Source organism: Streptosporangium sp. NPDC087985 (genome assembly GCF_044741965.1).
Taxonomy (GTDB): domain Bacteria; phylum Actinomycetota; class Actinomycetes; order Streptosporangiales; family Streptosporangiaceae; genus Streptosporangium.
In genome coordinates, this window is the sequence record NZ_JBIUTQ010000026.1 from 12919 (window position 1) to 34891 (window position 21973).

The window sequence follows — 21973 nt, forward strand, 5'->3', positions numbered from 1 at the left end:
GTCAGCCGGGTATCGAGTGCATGAACATCCCCGCGAAGCAGGTGGCCCGGAGTTCAAGCCTGCGGTTCAAGGCCGGCTCGCCGCTCTGGCCGGTGGAACGTAAGGTCTGCTCCCATTTGGGGCGTAAGCATACTTATTCCTCACCCGTCACGGATGTTGCCGCGTTCGATTACATTCCGAAATCATCCGAGGTGATCTCCGCGATGTCCGGGACCGCGCAGGGCACTGTGATTTAGCTTCAAAGCCATGAATCTGCAGCAGCTCCGCTATGTGGTCGCGACAGCGGAGCACCGCACCATGACAGACGCGGCCAGGTCGCTGTACATCGCACAGCCCGCTCTTTCGCGGGCGATCAGGGACCTCGAACGTGAGCTCGGGATGACGTTGTTCGCCCGTTCCGGGCGGGGCGTGGTCGTCACGGCGCAAGGACGCCGGGTGGTCAAGCTCGCCCGGGAGGCACTCGACGCGGTCCGCGAGATCGAGGCACTGTCCAGCCAGGGTCACACCGAGGCGGAACTGCGCATCGCCTCGACCCCCAGCCTTGAGCCGGGGCTGGCCGGACGCCTCCTTCCCGCCTACAGCGCCGAGCATCCCGGAGTGCGCGTGCATATCGTCCGCTGTGACGGACGGGACGGCGTGGTGAACGCCATCAGGGAGCAGCGGGCCGATCTCGGCCTGACGGACCTGCCCGTCCCCACCGATCTGATCAGTCACCCGCTGGAACGTCAGGAGATCGTCCTGATCTCGCCACCCGGCATGGACCTGCCCGATCCGGTGCCGATGAACAGGCTCAACGGCATGCCGCTGGTCCTGCCGATCCCCGGCAGCGCCCGGCGCAGGGAGTTCGACGCGCTGTTCGCCAAGTACGGCGTCACCCCGGTGCCGACCGTACAACTGGACGAGCGGGGCAACTGGTTGAACACGGTCCGCTCGGGTACGGCCTCCCTGCTCTGGTATCGCGGAATGGCCGAGCAGGCCGTCCGGGCCGGGCTGGTGGTCCGTCCCCTCGATCCCTCGGTCCGCCGGGTGATCGCCCTTGTCCACGCGCGACGGCGGCTGCCCGCCATCGCCCAGGAGTTCCTGTCCGTGGCCGAAAGTGGGTCGGCCGCCTAGGAGCACGTCGGCTCTTCCCGAAATCCCACAGAGGCGGCGCAGGTGGGAGCGCCTGCCTCTCCGGCACCGGGCGATAGGCTCGGTCTCGATGAGTATCTTGCGCCTGCGTGGCCGTGAGTTCCGGCCCGGCGAGTTCGCGATCATGGCGGTGGTCAACCGCACCCCCGACTCCTTCTTCGACCGGGGGCGGACCTACGGCTTCGCGGCCGCCCTGGAGGCGGTGGACGGGGCCGTCGACGGTGGCGCGGACATCGTGGACATCGGCGGCGTCAAGGCGGGACCCGGCGACGAGGTGGACCCCGCCGAGGAGATCCGCCGGGTGGCCGATCTGGTCGCGGCGGTCCGGGAGCGCCATCCGCAGCTGATCATCAGCGTCGACACCTGGCGTGCCGAGGTCGGCGAGGTCGTCGCCGAGGCGGGCGCCGACCTGCTCAACGACACCTGGGGCGGGGTCGACCCGGCCCTGGCGGAGGTCGCCGCCAAGCACGGTATCGGGCTGGTCTGCGCGCACGCCGGACGCGTCACCCCCCGGACCCGCCCGCACCGCATCGCCTACGCCGACGTGGTCGACGACGTCATCGGCTACACCACCGATCTCGCCGAGCGGGCGGTCGCCGCCGGGGTCCGCAGGGAGTCGATCCTGATCGACCCGGCGCACGACTTCGGCAAGAACACCTGGCACTCCCTGGAGATCAGCCGCCGCCTGCACGAGATGGTGGCCACCGGCTGGCCGGTGCTCGTGGCGGTCTCCAACAAGGACTTCGTCGGCGAGACCCTCGGGGGTCTCCCGGTCGACGAGCGCCACGCCGGCACCATGGCGACCCTGGCCGTCTCCGCCTGGCAGGGCGCCCGGGTCTTCCGGGTGCACGACGCCGCCTCCGCCCGCACCGCGCTGGCCGCCGTCACCCGCCTGCGCGGGTAGCCCGCACCGCGCCGGCCACCGTCGCCGGCCTGCTGAGCGGAGACGTGGTGGTGAGGGGACCCGAGAAGGAGCGTCCCAGCGTCAAGGAGGATCTCCGGGGAGCCCGGCGGTGCGGTGGATCAGCCGATGGATGTGGATACGGAACCGGCGCAGGGCCTCCGGGTCGTTGGTGCGCACGCGACTGCCATCCGCGCCGAGCACCCCGCCCTGGGAGAAGCCGTCCACGCACCAGATCAACGACCACAGCAGATATGTCACATCGACGTCGGGGCCGATGTGTCCGGCGGCCACCGCGGGGGCGAACGCCCCCTCGACGAGCTTGATCAGCGGCTGGGTGTAACGCTGCTCCACCTCGGTGACGTCGCTGGCGTCGGACATCCACCGGTGTATCCACAGCGCCGGGACCTCGGGATGGGCCACGCACAGGTCGAGGTAGTTGTCGGTGATCCGGTGCAGAAGGCCCGCCGCCTGCTCGGGGCTCGCCGCCTGGACGCCCCCGATCGTTCGCTCCAGGGCGGACCGCTCGGCCAGGTAGGCGCGCTCCATGACGGCCAGGTACAGCTCCCGCTTGGTGCCGGCCTGCCGGGCGGCGGTGTCGAGGCCGAGCCCGGCGGCCTCGGCGATCTGGCCGAGGGAGGTCGCGTCGTAGCCCAAGGCGGCGAACAGCCGGGTCGCGACCCGCAGGATCAGTTCCCGCTGACCGCCGTCAGCGGAAGTCATGAAAATGACGCTAGATCCGGAAACATGCTCCGGCCAATCACCTGATGGTTAAGTCTCGCTCAAGATAGCGGAAGCCGGACGACGGCCCGCAGCCCAGGAGAGGCGTCCTCCAGGTGGACCGCGCCGCCGTGGGCGTGGACGGTCTCCCGGACGATGGCCAGGCCCAGCCCGGCTCCGCCGTCGTCACGGCTGCGCGCGCTGTCCAGCCGGGTGAACCGGTCGAAGACCCGCTCCCGGTCGGGCTCGGGGATGCCGGGCCCGTCGTCGGTGACGGTGAGCACCGCGTCAGCGCCTTCGGCGCGTAACTCCACCACCACCGGGGCGTTGGTATGCCGCAGGGCGTTGTCCGCCAGATTGACCAGCACCCGCCCCAGATCAAGCGCGTCTCCGGTGATCACCATCGGACCGTCGCCGATCTTCACCGTGACGGCCTCGCCGTACCGCTCGACGGTCTGGGAGACCAGCTGGTCCAGCTCCACCGGCTCCCTGCGGCGCGGTGCGCCGCCGCGCTCGTCCAGGCGGGCCAGCGCGAGCAGGTCCTCGGCCAGCCGGGCCAGGCGCATGGTGTCCTCCAGCACGCCCTCGGCCGTCTCCCGCCAGTCCTGCCCGTGCGGATGGCCGAGTGCCACCTCCAGCTGGAGCCGGATGCTGGCCAGCGGGCTACGCAGCTCGTGCGCCGCGTCGGAGACCAGGGCCCGCTGGCGGGCGTCGGCCTTCTCCAGCCGGGCCAGCATGTCGTTGAGCGTGGTGGCCAGGCTGTGCACCTCGTCGCGGGCCTCGGGCACCGGCAGGCGCCGGGAGCGAGCGGTGTCGGTGATCTCCTCGGCACCCCGGCGTAGCGCGGCGATGGGCCGCAGGGTCCGGCCGATGATCATCCAGCTGGCCCCGGCGAGCAGCATCAGCAGCAGCGGTGTGCCGACGAGCAGCACGTGCCCGGTTGTGGTGAGGCTGGCCTGCACCTCGCTGAAGGGACGCGCGGCGATCACCATCCGGCCCTGGTCGGCGCTGAGTACCCGCACGCGCAGTATGTGCGGGATACCGTACGGCGCGCCGTTCAGGAACCGCCCCTGGTGCCCCCTGATCGCCACCGCCCGCTCCCCGGCGTTCAGCAGGGGGACCAGGCGGTCGGTACCGGAGGTGGCGTGGGTGATCCGTCCCGCGCCGTCGATCACCTGCACGAGGATGCCGTCCGGTGAGGTCAGCTCATCCGGCAGTTGCTCGGCGTCGGCCAGCGAGACCAGGTCGCGGGCCCGCTGGTATATCGAGTCGTCGATGGTGGCGAGCAGTGACGCGCCGAGCACGCCGATCATCACATAGGCCGAGACGGCCAGTGCCACCCCGAGCACGGCCGACGCCACCGCGGTCAGCCGGAAGCGCAGGCTCTTGCGCCGCCACCAACCGGCCGTGCGCCGTCCTTCCCCGGGGTCCCCCCGACGGCCCTCCAGCGTGTCTGGCCGGGGACGCGGATCAGCCGCCATTGCCGGCCAGCCGGTATCCGGCCCCGCGCACCGTCTGCAGGGAGCTCCGGAAGAACGGCGCGTCGATCTTGCGGCGCAGGTAGCCCACGTAGACCTCGACCACGTTGGGATCGGTGTCGAAGGTGTCCCAGACGTGCTCCAGGATCTCCGTCTTGGAGACGACCTCGTCGTGGCGGCGCATCAGATATTCCAGGAGCGCGAACTCCCTGGGCGTCAGCTCCACCGCCGTCTCACCCCGGGAGACCAGTCGCCGCGCGGGGTCCAGCGTCAGATCCCCGGCCCGTAACACGGCGGGACGCCGGCTGGCGCCGCGCCGCAGCAACGCCCTCAGTCTGGCCACCAGCACGACGTAGGAGAACGGCTTGGTCAGGTAGTCGTCGGCGCCCAGGTCGAGTCCGTCGGCCATGTCGTACTCGCCGTCCTTGGCCGACAGCATCAGGATCGGCACCCAGTTCTCCTCGGCCCGCAACTGCTTGCAGACGTTGTAGCCGGAGATCCTGGGCAGCATGATGTCCAGCACGACCACGTCGTAGTCGCCCTCCCTGGCCAGGTGCAGGCCCTCCTCGCCGTCGTGCGCGAGATCGACCGCGAACCCCTCGGCCTGTAGCCCGCGCTGGAGCGCCGCCGCCATCCGCCGCTCGTCCTCCACGACGAGAACCCGCATTCCGCACCTCCTCCGCTGATGACCCCATCTTCGGCCAGCCGGCCTGAGAGGCGGCTGAGAACCCTGTGGGCCCTCTCAGTCTGTCTCAGCTCCGGCACAGGACGTTTCACGCAAGCTGCGAATGACAGGCACCAACGCAATACCGTAAAGGAGTGACATGTCAGAGCAAGCGAGACGGGGCCGCGCCATGAGGTGGGGCGTGCCGATCGCCACGATGGCTTTGGTGGCCGGGGCCATCGGCGCCGGTCCGGTCATCGCCGCGGTCCAGGGGGACCCGGTGCTGCCCGAGCGCACCGCCGAGCAGCTGCTCGCCGACGCGGCCCAGGCCAACAGGGCAGGCCTGAAGCCCATGTCGGGCACGCTGATCCAGACCGCATCCTTCGGCCTACCGGGGCTGCCGCAGATGTCGGGCATGGGGGGCATGGGGGGCAGCTCGCCCGCGGCCCTGCTGGCGGGCTCGCACGAGCTCAAGGTCTGGTACGGCGGCGCGGACCGGTTCCGGTTCGCGCTTCCGGGACGGATGAGCGAGACCGACCTGATCGTCAACGGCGACCAGGTCTGGCTGTGGGAGAGTGACGCCGGGAAGGCCACCCGGATCAAGGGCGGCGTCCAGGCGATCCCCGATGGGCCGGAGAAGGCCCTGCCCGCGGCGACCACCCCGCAGCAGCTGACCCAGGAAGTGCTCAAGAAGGCCGACTCCGACACCGTGGTCAGCGTGACCAGCACCGAGAAGGTCGCCGGCCGCCCGGCCTACCAGCTCGTCTTCGCGCCCAAGGACGCCTCCTCCCTGGTCAAGGAGGTCAGGTTGGCGCTCGACGGGGAGACCTTCGTACCCCTGCGGGTCCAGGTCTACGCCAAGAGTGCCGCGGAGCCGGCCTTCGAGGTCGGCTTCACCTCGGTGACCTTCACCCCGCCCGCGCAGGAGAATTTCAGCTTCACGCCGCCCGCGGACGCGAAGGTGGAGGAGAAGTCGATCAGCGACCTCGCTCCGGAGCTGGATGAGAGGCAGGAGAAGGCCGAGGGTCTCAGGGGTGACGTCAGGACCGTCGGCGACGGCTGGACCACGGTGGTGGTGCTCCCCTTCTCCGAGCAGGACCTCAAGGGCCAGGCGCCGGGTGGCGCCGGCGCCGGGCAGGACGCGAACGCGATCGTCGACGCCCTGCTCACGTCGGCCAAGCCGGTCAGCGGGACATGGGGCAGCGGCAAGGTCATCCAGACCAAGCTGGTCTCCGCGCTGCTGACCGACGACGGCCGCCTGCTGGTCGGCGCGGTCACCCCGGAGAAACTGACCGAGGCGGCCGGACAGAGATGAACGAGATGCCGGGAGGCACACGACTCCTGGCGGGCAACCGGGGGAGGCGCGCCGGCGCGACCCACGGTAGGGGGCTCGACAAGAGCCCGGGGGCGTCCGCAGGGGCGCCCCCGCCCGCCCCCTTGACGATGCCGAGACCAGTTGGGGAGCCATGCTGACCGTCCAGGAATCGACGCCGCCCGCCGCGGCCTCCACCGGAGACTTTTCGATCGTCACCCGCGGGCTGACCAAGCGGTTCCCGAGCGGCCAGGTGGCCGTGGACGATCTCGACCTGACGGTGCCCCGGGGGTCGGTCTTCGGCTTCCTCGGCCCGAACGGCTCGGGCAAGACCACCACCATCCGCATGCTGCTCGGCCTGGTCGCGCCGACGGCGGGCACCTGGGAGCTGTTCGGCCGGCCGATGCCGGGCGGGATGCCCGCCGTGCTGTCCCGGGTGGGGGCGCTGGTCGAGGGGCCGGCGTTCTATCCGTACCTGTCGGGCGAGGCGAACCTGCGCCGCTACGACGCCGCCGACCCGGCGGCGGACCCGCGCACGGCCTCCGCCCGGATCGGGCTGGCCCTGGACAGGGTGGGGCTGGCCGCCGCGGCCGGCAAACGCTACCGGGCCTACTCGCTGGGCATGCGCCAGCGGCTGGCGATCGCGGCCGCGTTGCTGGGGCCGAGGGAGCTGCTGGTCCTGGACGAGCCGACCAACGGCCTGGACCCGCAGGGCACCCGGGAGGTGCGGGCACTGGTCAAGGAGATCGCCGGCGAGGGGACGACCGTTTTCGTCTCCTCGCACCTGCTGGCCGAGGTGGAGCACATGTGCTCCCACGTCGCCGTCATGCGGACCGGGCGGCTGGTCGCCCAGGGCACCCTCGCCGGGCTCCGAGCCGGAGAGACGGTGAGGATCCGGGTGGAGACGCCCGACATGGCCGAGGCGGCGGCCGTACTGACTGCCGCCGGACTGCCGCAGGTCCGCACCGGCGACGGGGAGGTCAGCGCCGAGCTGGGCACCGAGGCGCCGGAGCGGATCTGCGCGGCACTGGTGGCCGGCGGCGTCGCCGTGCGCGGCCTGGCCGTGCAGCGGCCGAGCCTTGAGGACGTGTTCGTCGGCCTGACAGGGGAGGGTTTCGATGTTGACGGCTAGCGGGGAAGAGGTCCTGCCCACCGGAACGGACGGCACGCCGCCCCGAGGGCACGGCACGCCGCCCCGGGCGGTCGGCGCGACCCGGGCGTGGCTGCGGCTGCTCGGCTCGGAGGCGGGCCTGACCTTCCGGCGGCCGAGGAACCTCGCCATACTGGGCGTTCTCGCCCTGGTCCCGGTGCTGATCGGCCTCGCGCTGCGGCTGTTCGGCGCCCCGGACGAGAACGAAGGCGCCCCTCCGATCCTCGCCCAGGTCACCGGCAACGGGCTGTTCCTCACCTTCACCGCGCTCTCTGTCCTGGTGCAGCTGATGCTGCCGGTCGCGGTCACCGTGGTCGCCGGAGACTCCGTCGCCGGAGAGGCGGGTGCCGGCACGTTGCGCTACCTGCTGGCTGCCCCGGCGGGACGGACCCGGCTGCTGATCGTCAAATACGTCAACGCGGCCGTCTTCTGTCTGGCCGCCGTCACCGTGGTCGCGCTGTCCGGACTGCTCGCCGGGCTGGTGCTGTTCCCGGTCGGCCCGATCACCCTGCTGTCCGGGGGAACGATCCCGCTGCTCGAAGGCGTGCTGAGGATCGGCCTCGTCGTGCTGTACGTCACGGCGGGCATGGCCGCCCTGGCCGCCGTCGCGCTGGCGATCTCAACGCTGACCGAGGTGGCCGTCGGCGCCATCGCCTCGACCGTGGTGCTGGTCATCGCCGCCCAGGTGCTCGGCGTCATCCCGCAGCTCTCCGGGCTCCAGCCGTACCTGCTGACGCACTGGTGGAGCGGCTTCGACGGGGTGCTGCGCGATCCGGTGGACTTCGGCGACATGGGCCAGGGCCTGCTGGTCTTCGCCGCCTACATCGCGATCTTCGGCTCGGTCGCCTGGGCCCGCTTCACCAGCAAGGACATCACCTGCTGACCGTTCACCAGCATGTCCGGGGTCCAGGTTCCCGGCGACGCACGTATCAGAGGCCCAGGCCGGCATGTCCGGCCTGGGCTTTGATATCTCCTTACCGTCTGCAATCGTGATCTACGGACCGGCAGGAGCGGAGCCAACGGAATCGGTGACTATCGATGGCGATACGTACGAAAAGGCAGCTGTCACCCGGACAGGTCGGGGACGTGATCTCACGGGCGCTGGGACGGCGTGCCGTCTCGCAGCGGGAAATCGAGGCGGGTTCCTTCGCCGCGTTGTGGCGTGCGCGACTTGAAGACGGGAGCGAGGTGGTCCTCAAGCTGGGGCCGCCCGACGATGTCGAGCTGCTCTCCTACGAGCGGGACATCATCCGGACGGAAGCCCTCTTCTACGAGCTCGCCGGGGCCACCGATGTGCCGCTGCCCCGGCTGTTGCACGCGGACCTCGAGGGACCGATCACCTACCTGATCCTGACCGCGATCGACGGCGTGGCGTGGTCCGATGCCGAAGGGGGCCTGGCAGAGGTGGATCGCAAGAGCCTCCGCTTCAACCTGGGCCGTCACGTCGCCGCCCTGCACCAGATCAAGGGGCCGGCGTACGGCTACCCGCAGCTGGCGGAGATGACGGCTGCCACATGGAGAGAGGCGTTTCTCTCCATGATCGATGCTGTCCTCGCCGACGGGGTCCGATACCAGGCGGTGCTCCCGTGGCCTGTCGATGAGATCGCGATCGCCGTACGGGCCCACGCGCACCTGCTGGACGACGTCGTCGCACCCGCGCTGGTCCATTTCGACCTCTGGCCGGGAAACGTCCTGCTGGACATGGACGGGAAACCGCCGCGGATCGCGGCATTGATCGACCACGAGCGCGCGTTCTGGGGCGACCCCGTGGCCGACTTCGCCTCGTTCGACGTCTTCGGCGCCGCCGAACAGGATGAGGACCTTCTCAACGGCTACCGGGAGGCAGGAGGGCACCTGGAGTTCACGGCCGGCGTGCGTGTCCGTCTCGCTCTTTACCGGGCTTATCTGTATCTCATCATGCTCGTCGAAGAGGGGCCTAGGGGATTCCACGGAGATCTGGTCCGGCAGCAGCACGAGCGGACCACCAAGGCGCTTCTCGAACAGCTCCAGACGCTCACGCCGGCTTCCCGGCCCTAAGGCCGAGCGCGCGGCCCCCTCCCACCGGTCGTTACGGGGATTGACGCCTCCCGGTCCTGACCACAGGGACGGGACGGCCCCGCGGAAAGGGTTCCGCGGGGCCGTCCTGACCGGTTTCAGGAGGTACGGCCGCCGCGGCGCAGGCCGAGCACGCCGACCACGACGCCGGCGAGCCCGGCCAGCAGGCCGGCGCCGCCCAGCAGGCGGGCCGTGCCGTCGGAGGAGTCCGCGTCGGCGGCCGCCGCGACCGGGGCCACCGGCGGCGCGGCGACGGCGGTGGCCGTCGGCGTGACCGGCGTGGTCTCGGACGGGCTGGGGGCCGCGCCGTGGCCCTCGCCGGAGGCGGGCGTGAGCTTCAGCACCGGGGCGGGGTGCTTGGGCTCGGAGCCGTCGGCGCCGGCCTCATCGGCCCACTTCACGACCTCGCCGCTGGTGTAGGTCTGGGCCGCGGGGAAGACGAGGTGGTCGGTGTCCTTGGGCAGCGCGCCCATGGACACCTCGAACTCCTGGAACTGGCCAGGCTCGATCTTGCCGCCCGACCAGGTGATCTTCGTGACGGCCTCGGTGATCTCGCCGTACTCGGTGGTCACCGGCTTGGGCAGCTTGCCCTCGGTCACCTTGACCTTCCAGCCGGGCAGCGGCTTGACCGAGACGAACGGCAGCGGGTGGTCGGTGGGGAAGGTGACCTCGATCTTGCTGGTCGAGGCGTCGTCACGCTCGTTCGGGACCCGGAAGGCGACCTTGGTGAAGCTGCCCTGCTCGGCGGTGCCGGGATTGATGGTCACGTGCGCGAGGGCGGGCAGCGCCAGGCCGAGGGTGAGGGCGGTGACACCGGCGGTGACGGCCACGGCGCGGCGGCAGGCGGAGGAAAGGGACATGGGGATTCTCCACTTCGAGACTTCGGAAACTTCGAGCACGTCGGGGCGTGCCGGGGTGGAAAGGAGGTCAGACGGCGGGAAGTGGAGGACCACGCCGGCTGACGGTGTGACGGAGGACGCCCCGCGCCGGAGCGGGCGCGACGGGAGGGAAGACAGCCCCCATGCGGGGGCCGGGCGTTGCGGGGGCGGGGAGCAGGCGGAGCATCCTGCCGAGGCGCCGTCCTGCCGAGCGGAGCAGCGCCCACAGGGCGGCCTCGCCGCGTGCCAGCCACCAGCCGGTGACCAGCGCGACGGTGAGGTGGGCGATCAGCATGCCCAGGCCCTCGCTCAGCCCCTGACCGTGCGGGTGCGTGGTCAGGGAGATCCCCGAGGGGTCGCCGTAGGCGAACAGTTCGTGGAGGAACAGCTGCAGGGCCGCGAGGCTCACGTTGATCGTCGTGGTGGACCGTTCGCGCCCGGCGAGCAGTGTGGCCAGGGCCGTGACCACCGCGGTTCCGGTGGTTATCGCCCACGGTGCGGGTCCCGATCCGCCTGCGGCCACATGGCCGAGGGCGGCGAGCACCACGCAGACGGCCGAGAAGGCGGCCGCGCGCGTGAGCCGTAACGGGAGTCGGGCATCCATGGTGGCCCATATGCTCTCATGCCCCTGCAACGCCTGTCATTGCGGCATCTCATGCATGGTGATCCAGGTGTTCCCATGCATCTGCGACGTCTGCCGTTTCATGGCATTTGTCGCTAAGGTTGCCGCGACCGCGACAAGCGTCCCAGGCTGAGGTGGTGGTGATGCGGCACTTTTTCGGGCTGCTCGTTGGACTTGTCATGACAGCCGTTCTGCTGTTGGGCGGGGGCTGGGCGGTACAGCAGGCCGCGTCGAAGCTCGTCGCCGAGAGCGGTCCGGACACGTGGACCACGCTGGGTGTCATGGCCGGGATCGGCCTGCTGTTCGGTCTGGTGGCCGCCGGCAGAGTCTCCCCGGTGGCCACCTTCATCCCGTCGATGGTCCTGCTCTCCTGGAACGTGGTCTACGTCCTTGACGCCAAGCGGGCCGACAGCCTGCTCTCCGACGTCGTCTCCTTTCACGAGGGGCTCGTCCCGGTCGGTCAGGGCATGGCCCTGCTGCTCGCCAACGGTGTCTACGCCCTCCTCGGTGTCGCGCTGTTCATCCCCATCCTCATGCCCTCCCGCTGGTCCGGCCGGGAACGTCACGAGGACGACGACTACGCGTAGTCCAGCGGGCAGGGCGACCACTCCGCCGCATCGGGACCACAGTCGTCCGAGGCCCGGTGCCGGTGATCATCGAGAGGTGTGCCGGCAGGCGAAGGCCGTGCGGGTCAGCCGGCCAGCTCACGCACGCCCTTCAGCAGCCGGTCCACATCGGAATCGTCGGTGTACGGGGCGATCCCGGCACGGATCGCGCCGGTGTCGCCGAGTCCCAGCCGGCGGGAGCACTCCAGCGCGTAGAAGTGGCCGGCGGGCGCGTTGACGCCGCGTTCGGCCAGGAACCGGTAGGCGTCGGCGGGCCTGACATTCTCGATGGAGAACAGCGTCGTGGGGGTACGGCGCCGCGATGCCGCGCCGTACGAGGTCACCCCGTCGATCTCGGCCAGGCCCGCGTCGAGCCGTACGAGCATGGCCTCCTCGTGCCGTTCCAGCGCGGTCATCGAGGCGGCCAGGCGTTCGCGCCGGGTCCCGCCGATGCCGGGCACGAGATCGGCCATGAAGTCGACCGCCGCCGTCGTGCCGGCGAGCAGTTCGTAGGGGAGCGTGCCCAGCTCGAAGCGTTCCGGCACCGCGTTACTGGAGGGGAGCAGCTTGTCGGGGTGGACGGTCTCCAGCAGGCCGGGATCGGCGGCCAGCACGCCCAGGTGCGGACCGAGGAACTTGTACGGCGAGCAGGCGTAGAAGTCGGCGCCGAGCTGCCCGAAGTCGACCAGGCTGTGCGGCGTCAGATGCACACCGTCGACGTAGAGCAGCGCCCCGGCCGCATGCACCCGCTCGGCGATCGCCGGGATGTCCGGCCGGCTGCCCAGCAGGTTCGACGCGGCCGTGACGGCCACCAGCCGGGTGCGCTCGGTGAGCAGGCCGGCGACCGCGGCGACGTCCAGCTCGCCGGTCTCCGGGTCGAAGTCGGCCCGGCGCACCGTCACCCCGCGCGCTCCGGCAGCCTGCACCCAGGGCCGGATGTTCGCGTCGTGGTCCAGCGTGCTGACCACGATCTCGTCACCGGGACGCCACTCCTTGGCGAGCGCGCGGGCCATGTCGTAGGTGAGCTGTGTCATGCTCCGGCCGAACACGATGCCGGCCGGCGTGCCGCCGAGCAGGTCGGCCATCGCCTGACGCGCCTCGGTCACGATCCCGTCGGCTCGGCGTTCGGCGGCGGTCTCGACGCCCCGGTTGGCGACGGCGGCCCGCAGGGTGCCGGCCACGGCCTCCGCGACCTGCTCGGGGACCTGCGAGCCTCCGGGGCCGTCGAAGTGCGCCGCCCCCTCCTCCAGCGCGGGAAAGTGTGCCCGTACCGCCATGACGTCATATGCCATTAGATCTCCCAGATCGTCATTTGACTGTGCCCGACAGCACGACGATAAGCCTCGCGCTGCCAATGCGACCGTCAAGGGCCCGTAATCCTCTCCGGTGGGGGCCGGGCGTGGCGGGAGGCCGACGTGTAGCCATGAACGCGGCGATATGAGCACGGATTGAATAGAAGGATATTCCGCGGGAATGCTCCTTATGAAGGCTTGTGGAGGTCCGCATGCGCTACGAGATCGACGTGGACGTTTGCCCCGGTTACCCCGTGAGCTGGCAGGCTGCCGCTCTCAACACGGTGATGCGCGGCACCCTCAAGCCGATCTCCGGACTGTTGCTGAGGACCGACTTCGGCTTCGTGGCGGCCTCGCGTCTCATCGGGCTGGCGGGCAGGATGCGACTTCCGCTGCCTGAGCACGTGAGTGTGGCGCGGGAACAGGTCGGCACGTGCTCCGGTGAGTGGATCCGCGCGGGTCAGGGACTCGATGAGAGTATCGGTCAGGGACTCGACGAGAGTGTCGGTCAGGGGATCGACGAGAGCAGGGTGCTGCTGTACTTCCACGGAGGCGGATACTTCTTCTGCTCCCCGGAGACGCACCGTCCGATCACCTGGCGCCTGTCGGCCGCCGCCCGGTGTCCGGTGCTGGCCGTCGACTACCGCCAGTGCCCGGTTCACACATTGGCCGAGTCCCTGGAGGACGCGATCACCACCTACCGGTGCCTGCTGGAACGCGGTTACGATCCGGCCCGCATCCTGCTCGCCGGTGACTCCGCCGGTGGCCATCTCACTCTGGCGGCGCTGCTGGCGATGCGCGGCAGGGGTCTGCCGCTGCCCGCCGCCGCGGTGTGCCTGTCGCCGTGGACCGACCTCACCGACGTGCCCCGCAGGGTCAACCGCCTGGTCGACCCGCTGATCCCGGCGGGCCGCGTCGAATGGCTCGCCCGCCGCTGGACCGCCCGCCTCGATCCTCGTGACCCGCTGGTCTCTCCGGTCTTCGGCGACTACAGCGGCCTGCCGCCGTTGATGATCGTCACCGGCTCCACCGAGGTCCTCCGTGACGAGGGACGTCGCGTCGCGGAGCGGGCCCGCGCCGGAGGAGTGCCGGTGACCTACGAGGAATGGCGCCGCATGCCGCACGTCTTCGCCATCCTCGCCGACGTCGTCCCCGAGGCCCGCCAGGTCTTCTGGCACATCGCCCGATTCCTCACGGCCGCGCAGGCCCTCTCCACCGAGAGCCTCTCCACCGAGAGCCTTTCCACCGAGAGCCTTTCCGGACGGACCGGTGGCGGTCCTGCCCCCATCGGGAGATCACCCGTGCGGCCCGGCTCCGCCGCGGCCTGACGGGCGTGATTCCCCTGGTCACGCCGTCCCATCCAGTATCACGACATATCCCGGACATCACCGGTGACTTACTCGGGGGGATCATTAGCCTTACCTGTCATATCCCTTGCGACAGGTAAGGAGCGAAGTCCTCCCGAATACCGCCACAGTGTGCTTGCCGTAGCCCGTACACGAGAGGTTCACCCAGGATGGCACGTGGCGGAACGGGCCCCTTCAAAGGCATGCCGCCCGGCGTGCGGCCGCTGACCGTCGGAGATCCGGTCATCATCGGCCGTTACCTTCTGCTCGGCCGTCTCGGCGTCGGTGGCATGGGCGTGGTCTACCTGGCCGAACACCCGCAGGGTGGGATGGTGGCGCTCAAGACACCGCATCCAGCGCATCTCAACGATTCCACGCTTCGCGCCCGTTTCGCCGAGGAAGGGAAATTTTCCCGGCGGGTCATCCCCTTCTGCACCGCCGCCGTGGTCGAGGACGGCACCGGCCGGGACCGGCCCTACCTGGTCTCCGAATACATCCCTGGGCCGGCGCTGTCCCAGGTGGTGCCCGCCCGGGGCCCGTTGCCGCCGGACCTCGCCTACGGCACCGCCCTCGGGGTGGCCGCCGCACTGGTGGCGGTGCACGAGGCAGGGCTGGTCCACCGTGATCTCAAGCCCGGCAACGTTCTGCTGTCGGCCACCGGACCCCGGGTGATCGACTTCGGCATCGCCAGGGAGGTGAACGCCGCTGCCGTGCACACACAGGCGGGACAGGTCATGGGCAGCCCCGGCTGGGTGGCTCCGGAACGGCTCACCGGCGGTCCCGCGCTGCCCGCCTCCGACCTCTTCGCCTGGGGGTGCCTGATCGCCTACGCGGCCACCGGCCACCACCCCTTCGGCGCGCACGAGCACGACGCGCTGGTCCGGCGCATCATGGTCGAGCCGCCCCGTGTCGCCTCGGTGCCCGCTCTGCTGCGCCCGGCGGTCGAGGCCTGTCTGGACAAGAACCCCGCGCACCGGCCCCGGGCCGCCGACCTGCTCGGCGCGCTGCTCGCGGCAGGTGGCGTGGGAAGGCCGGGGGACCTCCGTGTCGCCGTCGCCGAAGTGCTGGCGGAGATCTGGACACCGGTGCCTCCTCCGCTCGGAGGGGGCCGGGTACGGCTCGCCCCCGCCGGGCCGGTGCGGGAGCGGCCAGCGGTTTCCGCTTCCGCCGGGACCTCCCACCGGGCGGCGCCGCGCAGGGGCGCGCACCTGTCGCAGGCGAGTTTCGCGGCGCTGGCCACGGTGTCCATGGCGGCCGTCACGGTGGTCGCGGCGGGGGGCGGGGGGAGCGGCGTGATCGGCGTCGGCGACGGTCCCGGCGCTCCCCAGGAGGTGCCGATGGTGGTCCCCGCCCAGAAGACGACGCCCGGCCCCACCTTCCATGACCCGCGCCCGCCGAGGGGAACACCACAGATCACGCGGCCGGTGACACCCTCCACGATCCGGGTCACCACAACGCACACCGCCCCGATGCCCCCGCTGAACGACGGCCACGAGAGGCCCCAGCCGGACCGCCCGCGGGAAAGTGACGACCCGCCCGAGGAAGATGAGCTGCCCTCGCCCTCCTTCACCCAGATCCCGCAGACCGGAGACGGAGAGAGCCCGGCCCCGTCGCCCGCCCCGTCCGCGACGGCCACCCCGGTCCCGTCCGCGACGGTCACCCCGCCCCCGCCGAGTATGAGTCCCGTGGTGCAGATCGATGACTGAGTCAGTCCTTTTTGCGCTGGCGGATGAGGCCCATGAACCCCGGACTCGGCTTGAACCTGGCCGTCCAGGTCTCGGCGATCTCCAGGGGTTCGCCGGTCTGCGGATTCCGCCCGGTCCGCGCCGGCTTGTGCACGATCTCGAAGGACCCGAAACCGGGGATCGCGACCTTCTCCTCGGCCGCCACGGCCGTCTGGATGGTTCCCAGGATCGCGTCCAGAGCCGCGGCGGTCTGCCGCCGGCTGAGCCCCGCCTCAGCCGCGGCCTTCTCAATCAGCTCGCGCTTGTTCATCCGTATAGTTAACGCTATTTCGACTGAGTCCATCGAGCCCCGCGCTCTTCCTCGTGCGGAAGGGGGCGGGACCGGCTGCCACCACCCTGAGCCGATCGTTCGAAGGTCGCCCCCTACGCCGCGACGAGCTCGCCCAGATCCACGAGCCGTCCGACCTCGCGTACGTCCGTGCAGTAGGCCAGCACGATGCGATGCCCTCCGATCCGCTGGGTCACGCGCAGACAGGGCAGGTCATTGAGCATGATCGCCTCGACTTCTATGCCGTCGGGCCCTTGCCAGATACCCATGAGGTTGAGGCTACGAAGAGTCAGGTAAGGCTGGGGTAACCATCCGGGCATATCGTGATGGTCTGTGCCAGACGCACTGGTTTCCCCATGTTCAGCGATGATTAGCCAAGTTGCCGTGGGTAACAGACCGTCATAATCCGAGTAATCAAGGAGAAGTCAACATGGCTCTGCCTAAGCTAACCCCCGAACAGCGTCAGGCCGCTCTCGCCAAGGCAGCCGAGAGTCGTGCGGCCCGCGCCAAGCTTCTGGCCGAGGTCAAGGCCGGATCGGTGAGTCTTGAACAGCTGCTCGGCCGTGACGACGACATCGCCAAGCGCATCAAGGTGTCGCGGGCACTGCGTGCGCTGCCCGGCATCGGCAACGTGAAGGCCGCCCAGCTCATGGAGGAGGCCGCCGTGGACGAGGCCCGTCGTCTCGGCGGGCTCGGCACGCAGCAGCGCCGCAAACTCATTGAGGCCGTCGCCGGCTGAGACGGCCGGCCCTGGCCGACCCGCAGGCCCGTACCGGGTTGAGCCGTTCATGATCGAGCTGACCGCCCGGGAGCCGGGCGACCGTTGCCGCCGCCGGATAACGGGACAGCGGGAGGCCCCGCCGTACGGACTCGGGGGATGTCCGTGCGGCGGGGCCTCGGCCGACGACCTGGTCGTCACGTCCGCCCGGAGGATTCCCATGCCCTGGAAGTTTTCGGGCGGACGCGGTCTGAAGGGTCAGTGAGCCCTCTTGAACTGCTCCTCCTCCGTGGAGCCCCGCAGGGCCGTGGTGGAGGAGTCCGGCGCGATGGCCGTGCTGACCAGGTCGAAGTATCCGGTGCCGACCTCGCGCTGATGGCGGGTGGCGGTGTAGCCGCGCGACTCGGCGGCGAACTCGGCCTCCTGGAGCTCGACGTAGGCGGTCATGCCCTCCTCGGCGTAGCCCTTGGCCAGGTTGAACATCGAGTGGTTGAGCGAGTGGAAGCCCGCCAGCGTGATGAACTGGAACTTGTAGCCCATGTGGCCGAGCTCGCGCTGGAACTTGGCGATGGTCGAGTCGTCCAGGTGCTTCTTCCAGTTGAAGGAGGGCGAGCAGTTGTAGGCCAGCATCTGGTCGGGGTACCTGGCCTTGATGGCCTCGGCGAACTCGCGGGCCACGTCCAGGTCCGGCAGGGAGGTCTCCATCCAGAGCAGGTCGGAGTAAGGCGCGTAGGCCAGGCCCCGGGCGATGCAGGAGCCGACGCCGTTGCGGACGCGGTAGAAGCCCTCGGCGGTGCGCTCACCGGTGGTGAAGACCTGGTCACGGGGATCGACGTCAGTGGTCAGAAGCGTCGCGGCCTGGGCGTCGGTCCGCGCGATGATCAGAGACGGGACACCCATCACGTCGGCCGCGAGGCGGGCCGCGCTGAGGGTCTTGATGTGCTGGCCGGTCGGGACCAGGACCTTGCCGCCCAGGTGGCCGCACTTCTTCTCGGAGGCGAGCTGGTCCTCCCAGTGTACGCCCGCCGCACCCGCGGCGATCATGCCCTTCATCAGCTCGAAGGCGTTGAGCACGCCGCCGAAGCCGGCCTCGGCGTCGGCCACGATCGGGGCCAGCCAGTACGGCGCGTCCTCATCCCCTTCCGACCAGGTGATCTGGTCGGCGCGCAGCAGCGCGTTGTTGATGCGGCGCACGACGGCCGGGACCGAGTTCGCCGGATAGAGGCTCTGGTCCGGGTAGGTCTGCGCGCCGAGGTTGGCGTCGGCGGCGACCTGCCAGCCGGACAGATAGATCGCCTTCAGGCCCGCCTTGACCTGCTGCACGGCCTGGTTGCCGGTCAGCGCGCCCAGTGCGTGCACGTAGTCCTCGGTGGTGAGCAGCTCCCAGAGCCGTTCGGCGCCGAGCCGGGCGAGAGTGTGCTCCTCCTGGACGGATCCCCGGAGCCGGACCACGTCCTCGGCCGTGTAGGTCCGCTCGGTTCCCTGCCAGCGGGGGTTGGTCTCCCATTCGCGCCGCAGCTCATCTGCGGCTCCCTTGAGGCGATCGTTCATCTTTTCACTCCTTGTCGTCCCCTGGGTGCCTTGCTCCGAGTGTGCGCCCCGGCGAAACAGGGGAACAAGGTCGATTTGCGCGCAAAAATCTCAAATTTTCTCACAGTGCTAATACTTGTCGGTATTACAGAGAGAAGGAATTAAGAGTTTGCGATATGGACTAGACCAATCCTGGCGATTGGAGACCGTAGAGGAGGGTACGGCGGAAATAATCCTCGAAATTTCGTTTAGCATCGTGCTATGGCATCTCTGGTCGGTGAAGAACCGCTGTCCTTGACGCAGGAGCTCGATCTCATCGCGTTCGGCCAGCGTCTGAGACACCTGCGCAAGCAGCGCGGACTCACCCTCTCCGACCTGGGCGAACGGGTCAGCCGCGCGCCGAGCCAGCTCTCCCTGCTGGAGAACGGCAAGCGCGAGCCGAAGCTGTCCCTGCTGAAGTCCCTCGCCGCCGCGCTGAACGTGCCGGTCGAGGAGCTGCTCCGCCGTCAGGCCCCCAGCCACCGGGCGCAGCTGGAGATGGCCCTGGAGGAGGCGCAGCGCGACCCGCTGTACGCGGGGCTCGGCCTGGCCAGGCTGAAGGTCTCCGCGCGCGTCCCCAACGACGTGCTCGAACACATCCTCGGCCTGTACGGCGAGCTGCGCTCACGTCAGGCCAAAGGCACCGCCACCCCCGAGGAGGCACGTGCCGCCAACGCCGAGCTCCGTCGCATGCAGCGCGAGCGGGGCAACTACTTCGAGGAGATCGAGAAGGCGGCGGCCGAGGCGCTCTCCGCAGTCGGCTACCGCGCCGGCGCGCTGTCGCAGAGCACCGTCCAGGCCCTGGTCACGCACTTCGGCTACACCGTTCAGACGGTCCAGGACCTGCCCCGCACGGTCCGCTCCATCACCGATCTGCGCAACCGGCGCATCTACGTCAAATACGAGCAGCTGGGCATGCACACCCCCCGCACGATCCTGCTGCAGACCCTTGGCCACCTGGCCCTCGGCCATCACAAGCCCCGTGACTTCGCCGACTTCCTCCGCCAGCGGACCGAGGCCAACTACTTCGCCGCCGCCGTGCTGGTGCCCGAGGCCACCGCCGTGCCGTACCTGAGGGAGGCGAAACAGGATCGGGCGCTGAGTGTGGAGGATCTGCGGGACGTCTTCGCCGTCTCCTACGAGATGGCCGCGCACCGGTTCACCAACCTGGCCACCCATTTCCTCGACCTGACCTGCCACTTCGTCCGCAACGACGCCGGAGGGATCATCTACAAGGCCTACGAGAACGACGGCATCGTCTTCCCCGCCGACGAGCAGGGCGCTATCGAGGGCCAGCGGATGTGCCTGCAGTGGTCAGGGCGGCAGGTGTTCCGCTCCCCGGACAGGTTCTCCGTCTACTACCAGTACTCCGACTCGCCGACCGGCACCTACTTCTGCGTCGCTCACGTCGACCCCTCGCGGGAGCGGGACTTCGCCATCACCCTCGGCGTGCCGTACCGCGAATCACGCTGGTTCCGGGGGCGGGAGACCACCCATCGCACCAAGTCGGAGTGCCCCACCGGTGACTGCTGCCGCCGCCCGCCCGTCGAACTCACCCAGCGCTGGGAGGGGTATGCCTGGCCTTCGGCGCGTGGCAACTCCCACGTCCTGGCCGCCCTGCCGCCCGGATCCTTCCCCGGCGTGGACGAGGCGGACGTCTACACCTTCCTGGAGCGTCACGCCGCTGAGTGACCCCGTGACAGGGTGAGCGACGGATGGCCGAAGAACTGGTAGGCGACCCCCGTGGCGGGGGCCTGGCAGCGCAGGGAGCGCAGTACCTCGGCGGGGGGCTCCCCACCCAGGCAGCGACGGTGGAACTCCGGTGCCAGGCCGTCGCCGACCGGCCAGAGCGGGGCGACGACCCCGCTCGCGCCCGCGAGCAGGAACGCCTGGCAGTCTCCCGGCTCCTCCAGGAAGACGAACGAGCCGTCGCCCATGCCCCGGCCCAGGGCCTCGAACGCCGACCCACCGGACGCGAAGTGGATCACGTCCGGTGGGTCGCCGAGCATGGCCAGGACGTCGCCGAACGCGGGGGTGACCTGGGCGGCGCCGTAGGCGGTGACCAGCGGATGGACCTCCGCCCCGCCGTACACGACCGCCATGCTGTCGCCCCGCGCGCGTGCCGGCGGAGGCAGCTCCGGACGCCGCCCGCCGAGAGGCCAGCGGCCGGTCACCGTCTGGCAGTTCAGGAAGGCGGGGATGGTCCGGTCGAAAGGCTGCTCCAACGCCGCCAGTTCCCAGGGGATGTGCGGTTCCTGGGAGAGGATCAGCACGCTCGGGCGGCGCGGAGCCACCCGCCCGGCCACCGCGTTCAGCAGCTCCCAGAACCCCCGCGGGATCTTCGAGGCGATCTGCCGGCCCATGTCCTCGACGCTCTGCGCCCGCTCCGCCACGTGCCGCCCGAACGCGGAGGTCCGCATCCCCAGGTCGCAGCTCTCCGCCTGGTCGGGCGTGGTGAAGTGCGGTGACTGGTAGGTCCACCACAGCCGTCCCGGCAGGTCGCCGTGGGCGATGACCACCGTGACGTCCGCCGGCTCCCCGGCGGGGGCCATCCGGACCCCGGTGCCCGCGACCGGCTGCGCGGCGTTCTCCTGGCCGAGCAGGCCGGGAGAGTCGAGGACCGCGAGCGCGCACACGCCGAACCCGGTCACCTGGCCGCGGACGGCATGGACGACCTGGATCTGCCGGGCGATCACCGGCTGATCCTGCGGGAGGGCGACCAGGTGAACGGCCGCCTTCGGGTACGGCGAGGCCCCGTCGACGCGGAGCCGTACCCGCCACCCGCCGGGCGCCTCGAACCCCTCGGCGATGAGCTGGATGTCCAGATCGGACGGCTCGTGGGGGAAAGGAGCCCGCGAGTCACCGGGGATCTCCCCGGAGCCCGATGGCGCGCCGGTCCCGGGTGAGGGAGCGGGCCTGGGGGAGAGACCCACCTCAACCTGGGTACCCCAGCCCGCGACCACCTCACCGGGCACGTCGATCAGCGGGAACGCCTCCCACCCCGGCCCGCCCGGAGCCGGTTCCCTGCGTTTCCTCCGGAAGGCCCCGGTCAGCCGGTTGAGCAACGAGGAGCCGCGGTCCGGACCGGGGGAACCTGGCGGCGCCGCGTTCGGCCAGGGGGAGTCCGGCAGCGGCGCGTCCGGGCCGGGGAGACCGGGCGGAGCCGGGTCCGGCTGCTCCCCGGCCGTGGCCTGGCCGTTCAGGTGGCGCACCTGGGTGAACCGCTCCCAGGCGGGACCGTACTGCGCGAGGAGCATCACGATGGCGTCGGCCAGCGGCTCCGGAGCCTGCCTGCCCTCCTCGGCCAGCAGCGGGTCGAGACGCTCCCGCAGTTCCTCCGCGGCTCCGCCCAGCAATTGGTCAAGCTCGTCACGGACGGTATAGGCCGCCCTCATCACCGCCACCGGCTCCATGCCGCCCCCTTCGCTCCGGTCTGGACAGATCCTCCCATCTACTGAGGGAGGCCAGGATCGGGTGTCCGGTGACAATCAGTGCCACATAGGGTGATAGCCGTGAGTT

Annotated in this window: 22 protein-coding genes; 12 read left to right on the forward strand and 10 right to left on the reverse strand. The window is 70.3% G+C overall.

The features are described 5' to 3' along the window. The first annotated feature begins 20 nt into the window (after positions 1 to 20). From ACIN94_RS29685 to folP, 3 genes are all read left to right on the forward strand, one after another. On the forward strand, positions 21 to 236 hold the full coding sequence (locus tag ACIN94_RS29685) for a hypothetical protein (RefSeq protein ID WP_400713156.1): 216 nt from the start codon (positions 21 to 23) through the stop codon (positions 234 to 236). 10 nt (positions 237 to 246) lie between these two features. Continuing rightward, positions 247 to 1113 (forward strand): LysR family transcriptional regulator, encoded by an 867-nt coding sequence (locus tag ACIN94_RS29690; protein WP_400713159.1) that lies wholly within the window; start codon positions 247 to 249, stop codon positions 1111 to 1113. An 88-nt stretch (positions 1114 to 1201) separates the two neighbouring features. After that, positions 1202 to 2035, forward strand: a complete 834-nt coding sequence (gene folP, locus ACIN94_RS29695) for a dihydropteroate synthase (RefSeq protein WP_400713162.1) — start codon at positions 1202 to 1204, stop codon at positions 2033 to 2035. An 81-nt stretch (positions 2036 to 2116) separates the two neighbouring features. Here the strand turns inward: folP and ACIN94_RS29700 are convergent, their stop codons facing one another. The 3 genes from ACIN94_RS29700 to ACIN94_RS29710 are packed head-to-tail and all read right to left on the reverse strand — an operon-like array spanning position 2117 to position 4897. Next, positions 2117 to 2755 carry a TetR/AcrR family transcriptional regulator gene (locus ACIN94_RS29700; protein WP_400713165.1) on the reverse strand — a complete coding sequence of 213 codons (639 nt, stop codon included), beginning with the start codon at positions 2753 to 2755 and terminating at the stop codon, positions 2117 to 2119. 59 nt (positions 2756 to 2814) lie between these two features. After that, positions 2815 to 4233, reverse strand: a complete 1419-nt coding sequence (locus tag ACIN94_RS29705; RefSeq protein WP_400713168.1) for a sensor histidine kinase — start codon at positions 4231 to 4233, stop codon at positions 2815 to 2817. Further along, on the reverse strand, positions 4223 to 4897 hold the full coding sequence (locus ACIN94_RS29710) for a response regulator transcription factor (protein ID WP_400713171.1): 675 nt from the start codon (positions 4895 to 4897) through the stop codon (positions 4223 to 4225). The genes ACIN94_RS29705 and ACIN94_RS29710 overlap by 11 nt, the downstream gene beginning before the upstream one ends. Positions 4898 to 5054: 157 nt before the next feature. Here ACIN94_RS29710 and ACIN94_RS29715 point away from each other — a divergent pair, with 157 nt between their 5' ends. The 4 genes from ACIN94_RS29715 (at position 5055) to ACIN94_RS29730 (ending at position 9393) form a co-directional block, all read left to right on the forward strand. Next, positions 5055 to 6209, forward strand: a complete 1155-nt coding sequence (locus tag ACIN94_RS29715) for an outer membrane lipoprotein carrier protein LolA (RefSeq protein WP_400713174.1) — start codon at positions 5055 to 5057, stop codon at positions 6207 to 6209. A 151-nt stretch (positions 6210 to 6360) separates the two neighbouring features. Further along, positions 6361 to 7338, forward strand: a complete 978-nt coding sequence (locus ACIN94_RS29720) for an ATP-binding cassette domain-containing protein (RefSeq protein WP_400713178.1) — start codon at positions 6361 to 6363, stop codon at positions 7336 to 7338. Continuing rightward, entirely contained in the window at positions 7325 to 8239 is a 915-nt protein-coding gene (locus ACIN94_RS29725) for an ABC transporter permease (RefSeq protein WP_400713181.1), read from the forward strand. Before ACIN94_RS29720 ends, ACIN94_RS29725 begins: the two co-directional genes overlap by 14 nt. 155 nt (positions 8240 to 8394) lie before the next feature. Further along, on the forward strand, positions 8395 to 9393 hold the full coding sequence (locus tag ACIN94_RS29730; protein ID WP_400713184.1) for a phosphotransferase family protein: 999 nt from the start codon (positions 8395 to 8397) through the stop codon (positions 9391 to 9393). Between the two features lie 116 nt (positions 9394 to 9509). On the opposite strand, the gene ACIN94_RS29735 is transcribed toward ACIN94_RS29730, so the two are convergent. Together ACIN94_RS29735 and ACIN94_RS29740 are read right to left on the reverse strand one after the other, a co-directional pair. Further along, positions 9510 to 10271: a YcnI family protein gene (locus ACIN94_RS29735; protein ID WP_400713187.1), complete on the reverse strand. Its 762-nt coding sequence runs from the start codon at positions 10269 to 10271 to the stop codon at positions 9510 to 9512. 67 nt (positions 10272 to 10338) lie between these two features. Further along, positions 10339 to 10893, reverse strand: coding sequence for an MFS transporter (locus tag ACIN94_RS29740; RefSeq protein WP_400713190.1), 555 nt, complete (start codon positions 10891 to 10893; stop codon positions 10339 to 10341). Positions 10894 to 11090: 197 nt separating this feature from the next. On the opposite strand from ACIN94_RS29740, the gene ACIN94_RS29745 reads away from it, so the two are divergent. Beyond that, on the forward strand, positions 11091 to 11498 hold the full coding sequence (locus tag ACIN94_RS29745) for a hypothetical protein (protein WP_400713193.1): 408 nt from the start codon (positions 11091 to 11093) through the stop codon (positions 11496 to 11498). 104 nt (positions 11499 to 11602) lie between these two features. Here the strand turns inward: ACIN94_RS29745 and ACIN94_RS29750 are convergent, their stop codons facing one another. After that, positions 11603 to 12808, reverse strand: a complete 1206-nt coding sequence (locus ACIN94_RS29750) for a cysteine desulfurase-like protein (RefSeq protein WP_400713196.1) — start codon at positions 12806 to 12808, stop codon at positions 11603 to 11605. 212 nt (positions 12809 to 13020) lie between these two features. Between ACIN94_RS29750 and ACIN94_RS29755 the strand changes: the two genes are divergently transcribed. Further along, positions 13021 to 14136 carry an alpha/beta hydrolase gene (locus ACIN94_RS29755; RefSeq protein ID WP_400713199.1) on the forward strand — a complete coding sequence of 372 codons (1116 nt, stop codon included), beginning with the start codon at positions 13021 to 13023 and terminating at the stop codon, positions 14134 to 14136. A 188-nt stretch (positions 14137 to 14324) separates the two neighbouring features. Continuing rightward, positions 14325 to 15860 carry a protein kinase gene (locus ACIN94_RS29760; protein ID WP_400713202.1) on the forward strand — a complete coding sequence of 512 codons (1536 nt, stop codon included), beginning with the start codon at positions 14325 to 14327 and terminating at the stop codon, positions 15858 to 15860. A gap of 1 nt (position 15861) precedes the next feature. Here ACIN94_RS29760 and ACIN94_RS29765 read toward each other — a convergent pair whose 3' ends face one another. Then, positions 15862 to 16149: an HU family DNA-binding protein gene (locus tag ACIN94_RS29765; protein WP_400713205.1), complete on the reverse strand. Its 288-nt coding sequence runs from the start codon at positions 16147 to 16149 to the stop codon at positions 15862 to 15864. A 113-nt stretch (positions 16150 to 16262) separates the two neighbouring features. Further along, complete coding sequence (locus tag ACIN94_RS29770; RefSeq protein WP_400713208.1) at positions 16263 to 16436, reverse strand: hypothetical protein; 174 nt, start codon at positions 16434 to 16436, stop codon at positions 16263 to 16265. A 161-nt stretch (positions 16437 to 16597) separates the two neighbouring features. Between ACIN94_RS29770 and mihF the strand changes: the two genes are divergently transcribed. Next, complete coding sequence (gene mihF / locus ACIN94_RS29775) at positions 16598 to 16906, forward strand: integration host factor, actinobacterial type (protein ID WP_400713211.1); 309 nt, start codon at positions 16598 to 16600, stop codon at positions 16904 to 16906. 237 nt (positions 16907 to 17143) lie between these two features. Here mihF and aceA read toward each other — a convergent pair whose 3' ends face one another. After that, a complete protein-coding gene (gene aceA, locus ACIN94_RS29780; RefSeq protein ID WP_400713214.1) occupies positions 17144 to 18436 on the reverse strand; it encodes an isocitrate lyase in 1293 nt (430 codons plus the stop codon). Positions 18437 to 18676: 240 nt separating this feature from the next. Between aceA and ACIN94_RS29785 the strand changes: the two genes are divergently transcribed. Further along, the gene (locus ACIN94_RS29785) at positions 18677 to 20146 is read left to right on the forward strand and encodes a helix-turn-helix domain-containing protein (RefSeq protein ID WP_400713217.1); all 1470 of its coding nucleotides are present in this window, start codon (positions 18677 to 18679) and stop codon (positions 20144 to 20146) included. Here the strand turns inward: ACIN94_RS29785 and ACIN94_RS29790 are convergent. Next, positions 20131 to 21867 carry a hypothetical protein gene (locus tag ACIN94_RS29790; protein WP_400713220.1) on the reverse strand — a complete coding sequence of 579 codons (1737 nt, stop codon included), beginning with the start codon at positions 21865 to 21867 and terminating at the stop codon, positions 20131 to 20133. The genes ACIN94_RS29785 and ACIN94_RS29790 overlap by 16 nt on opposite strands. Between the last annotated feature and the right edge of the window lie 106 nt (positions 21868 to 21973).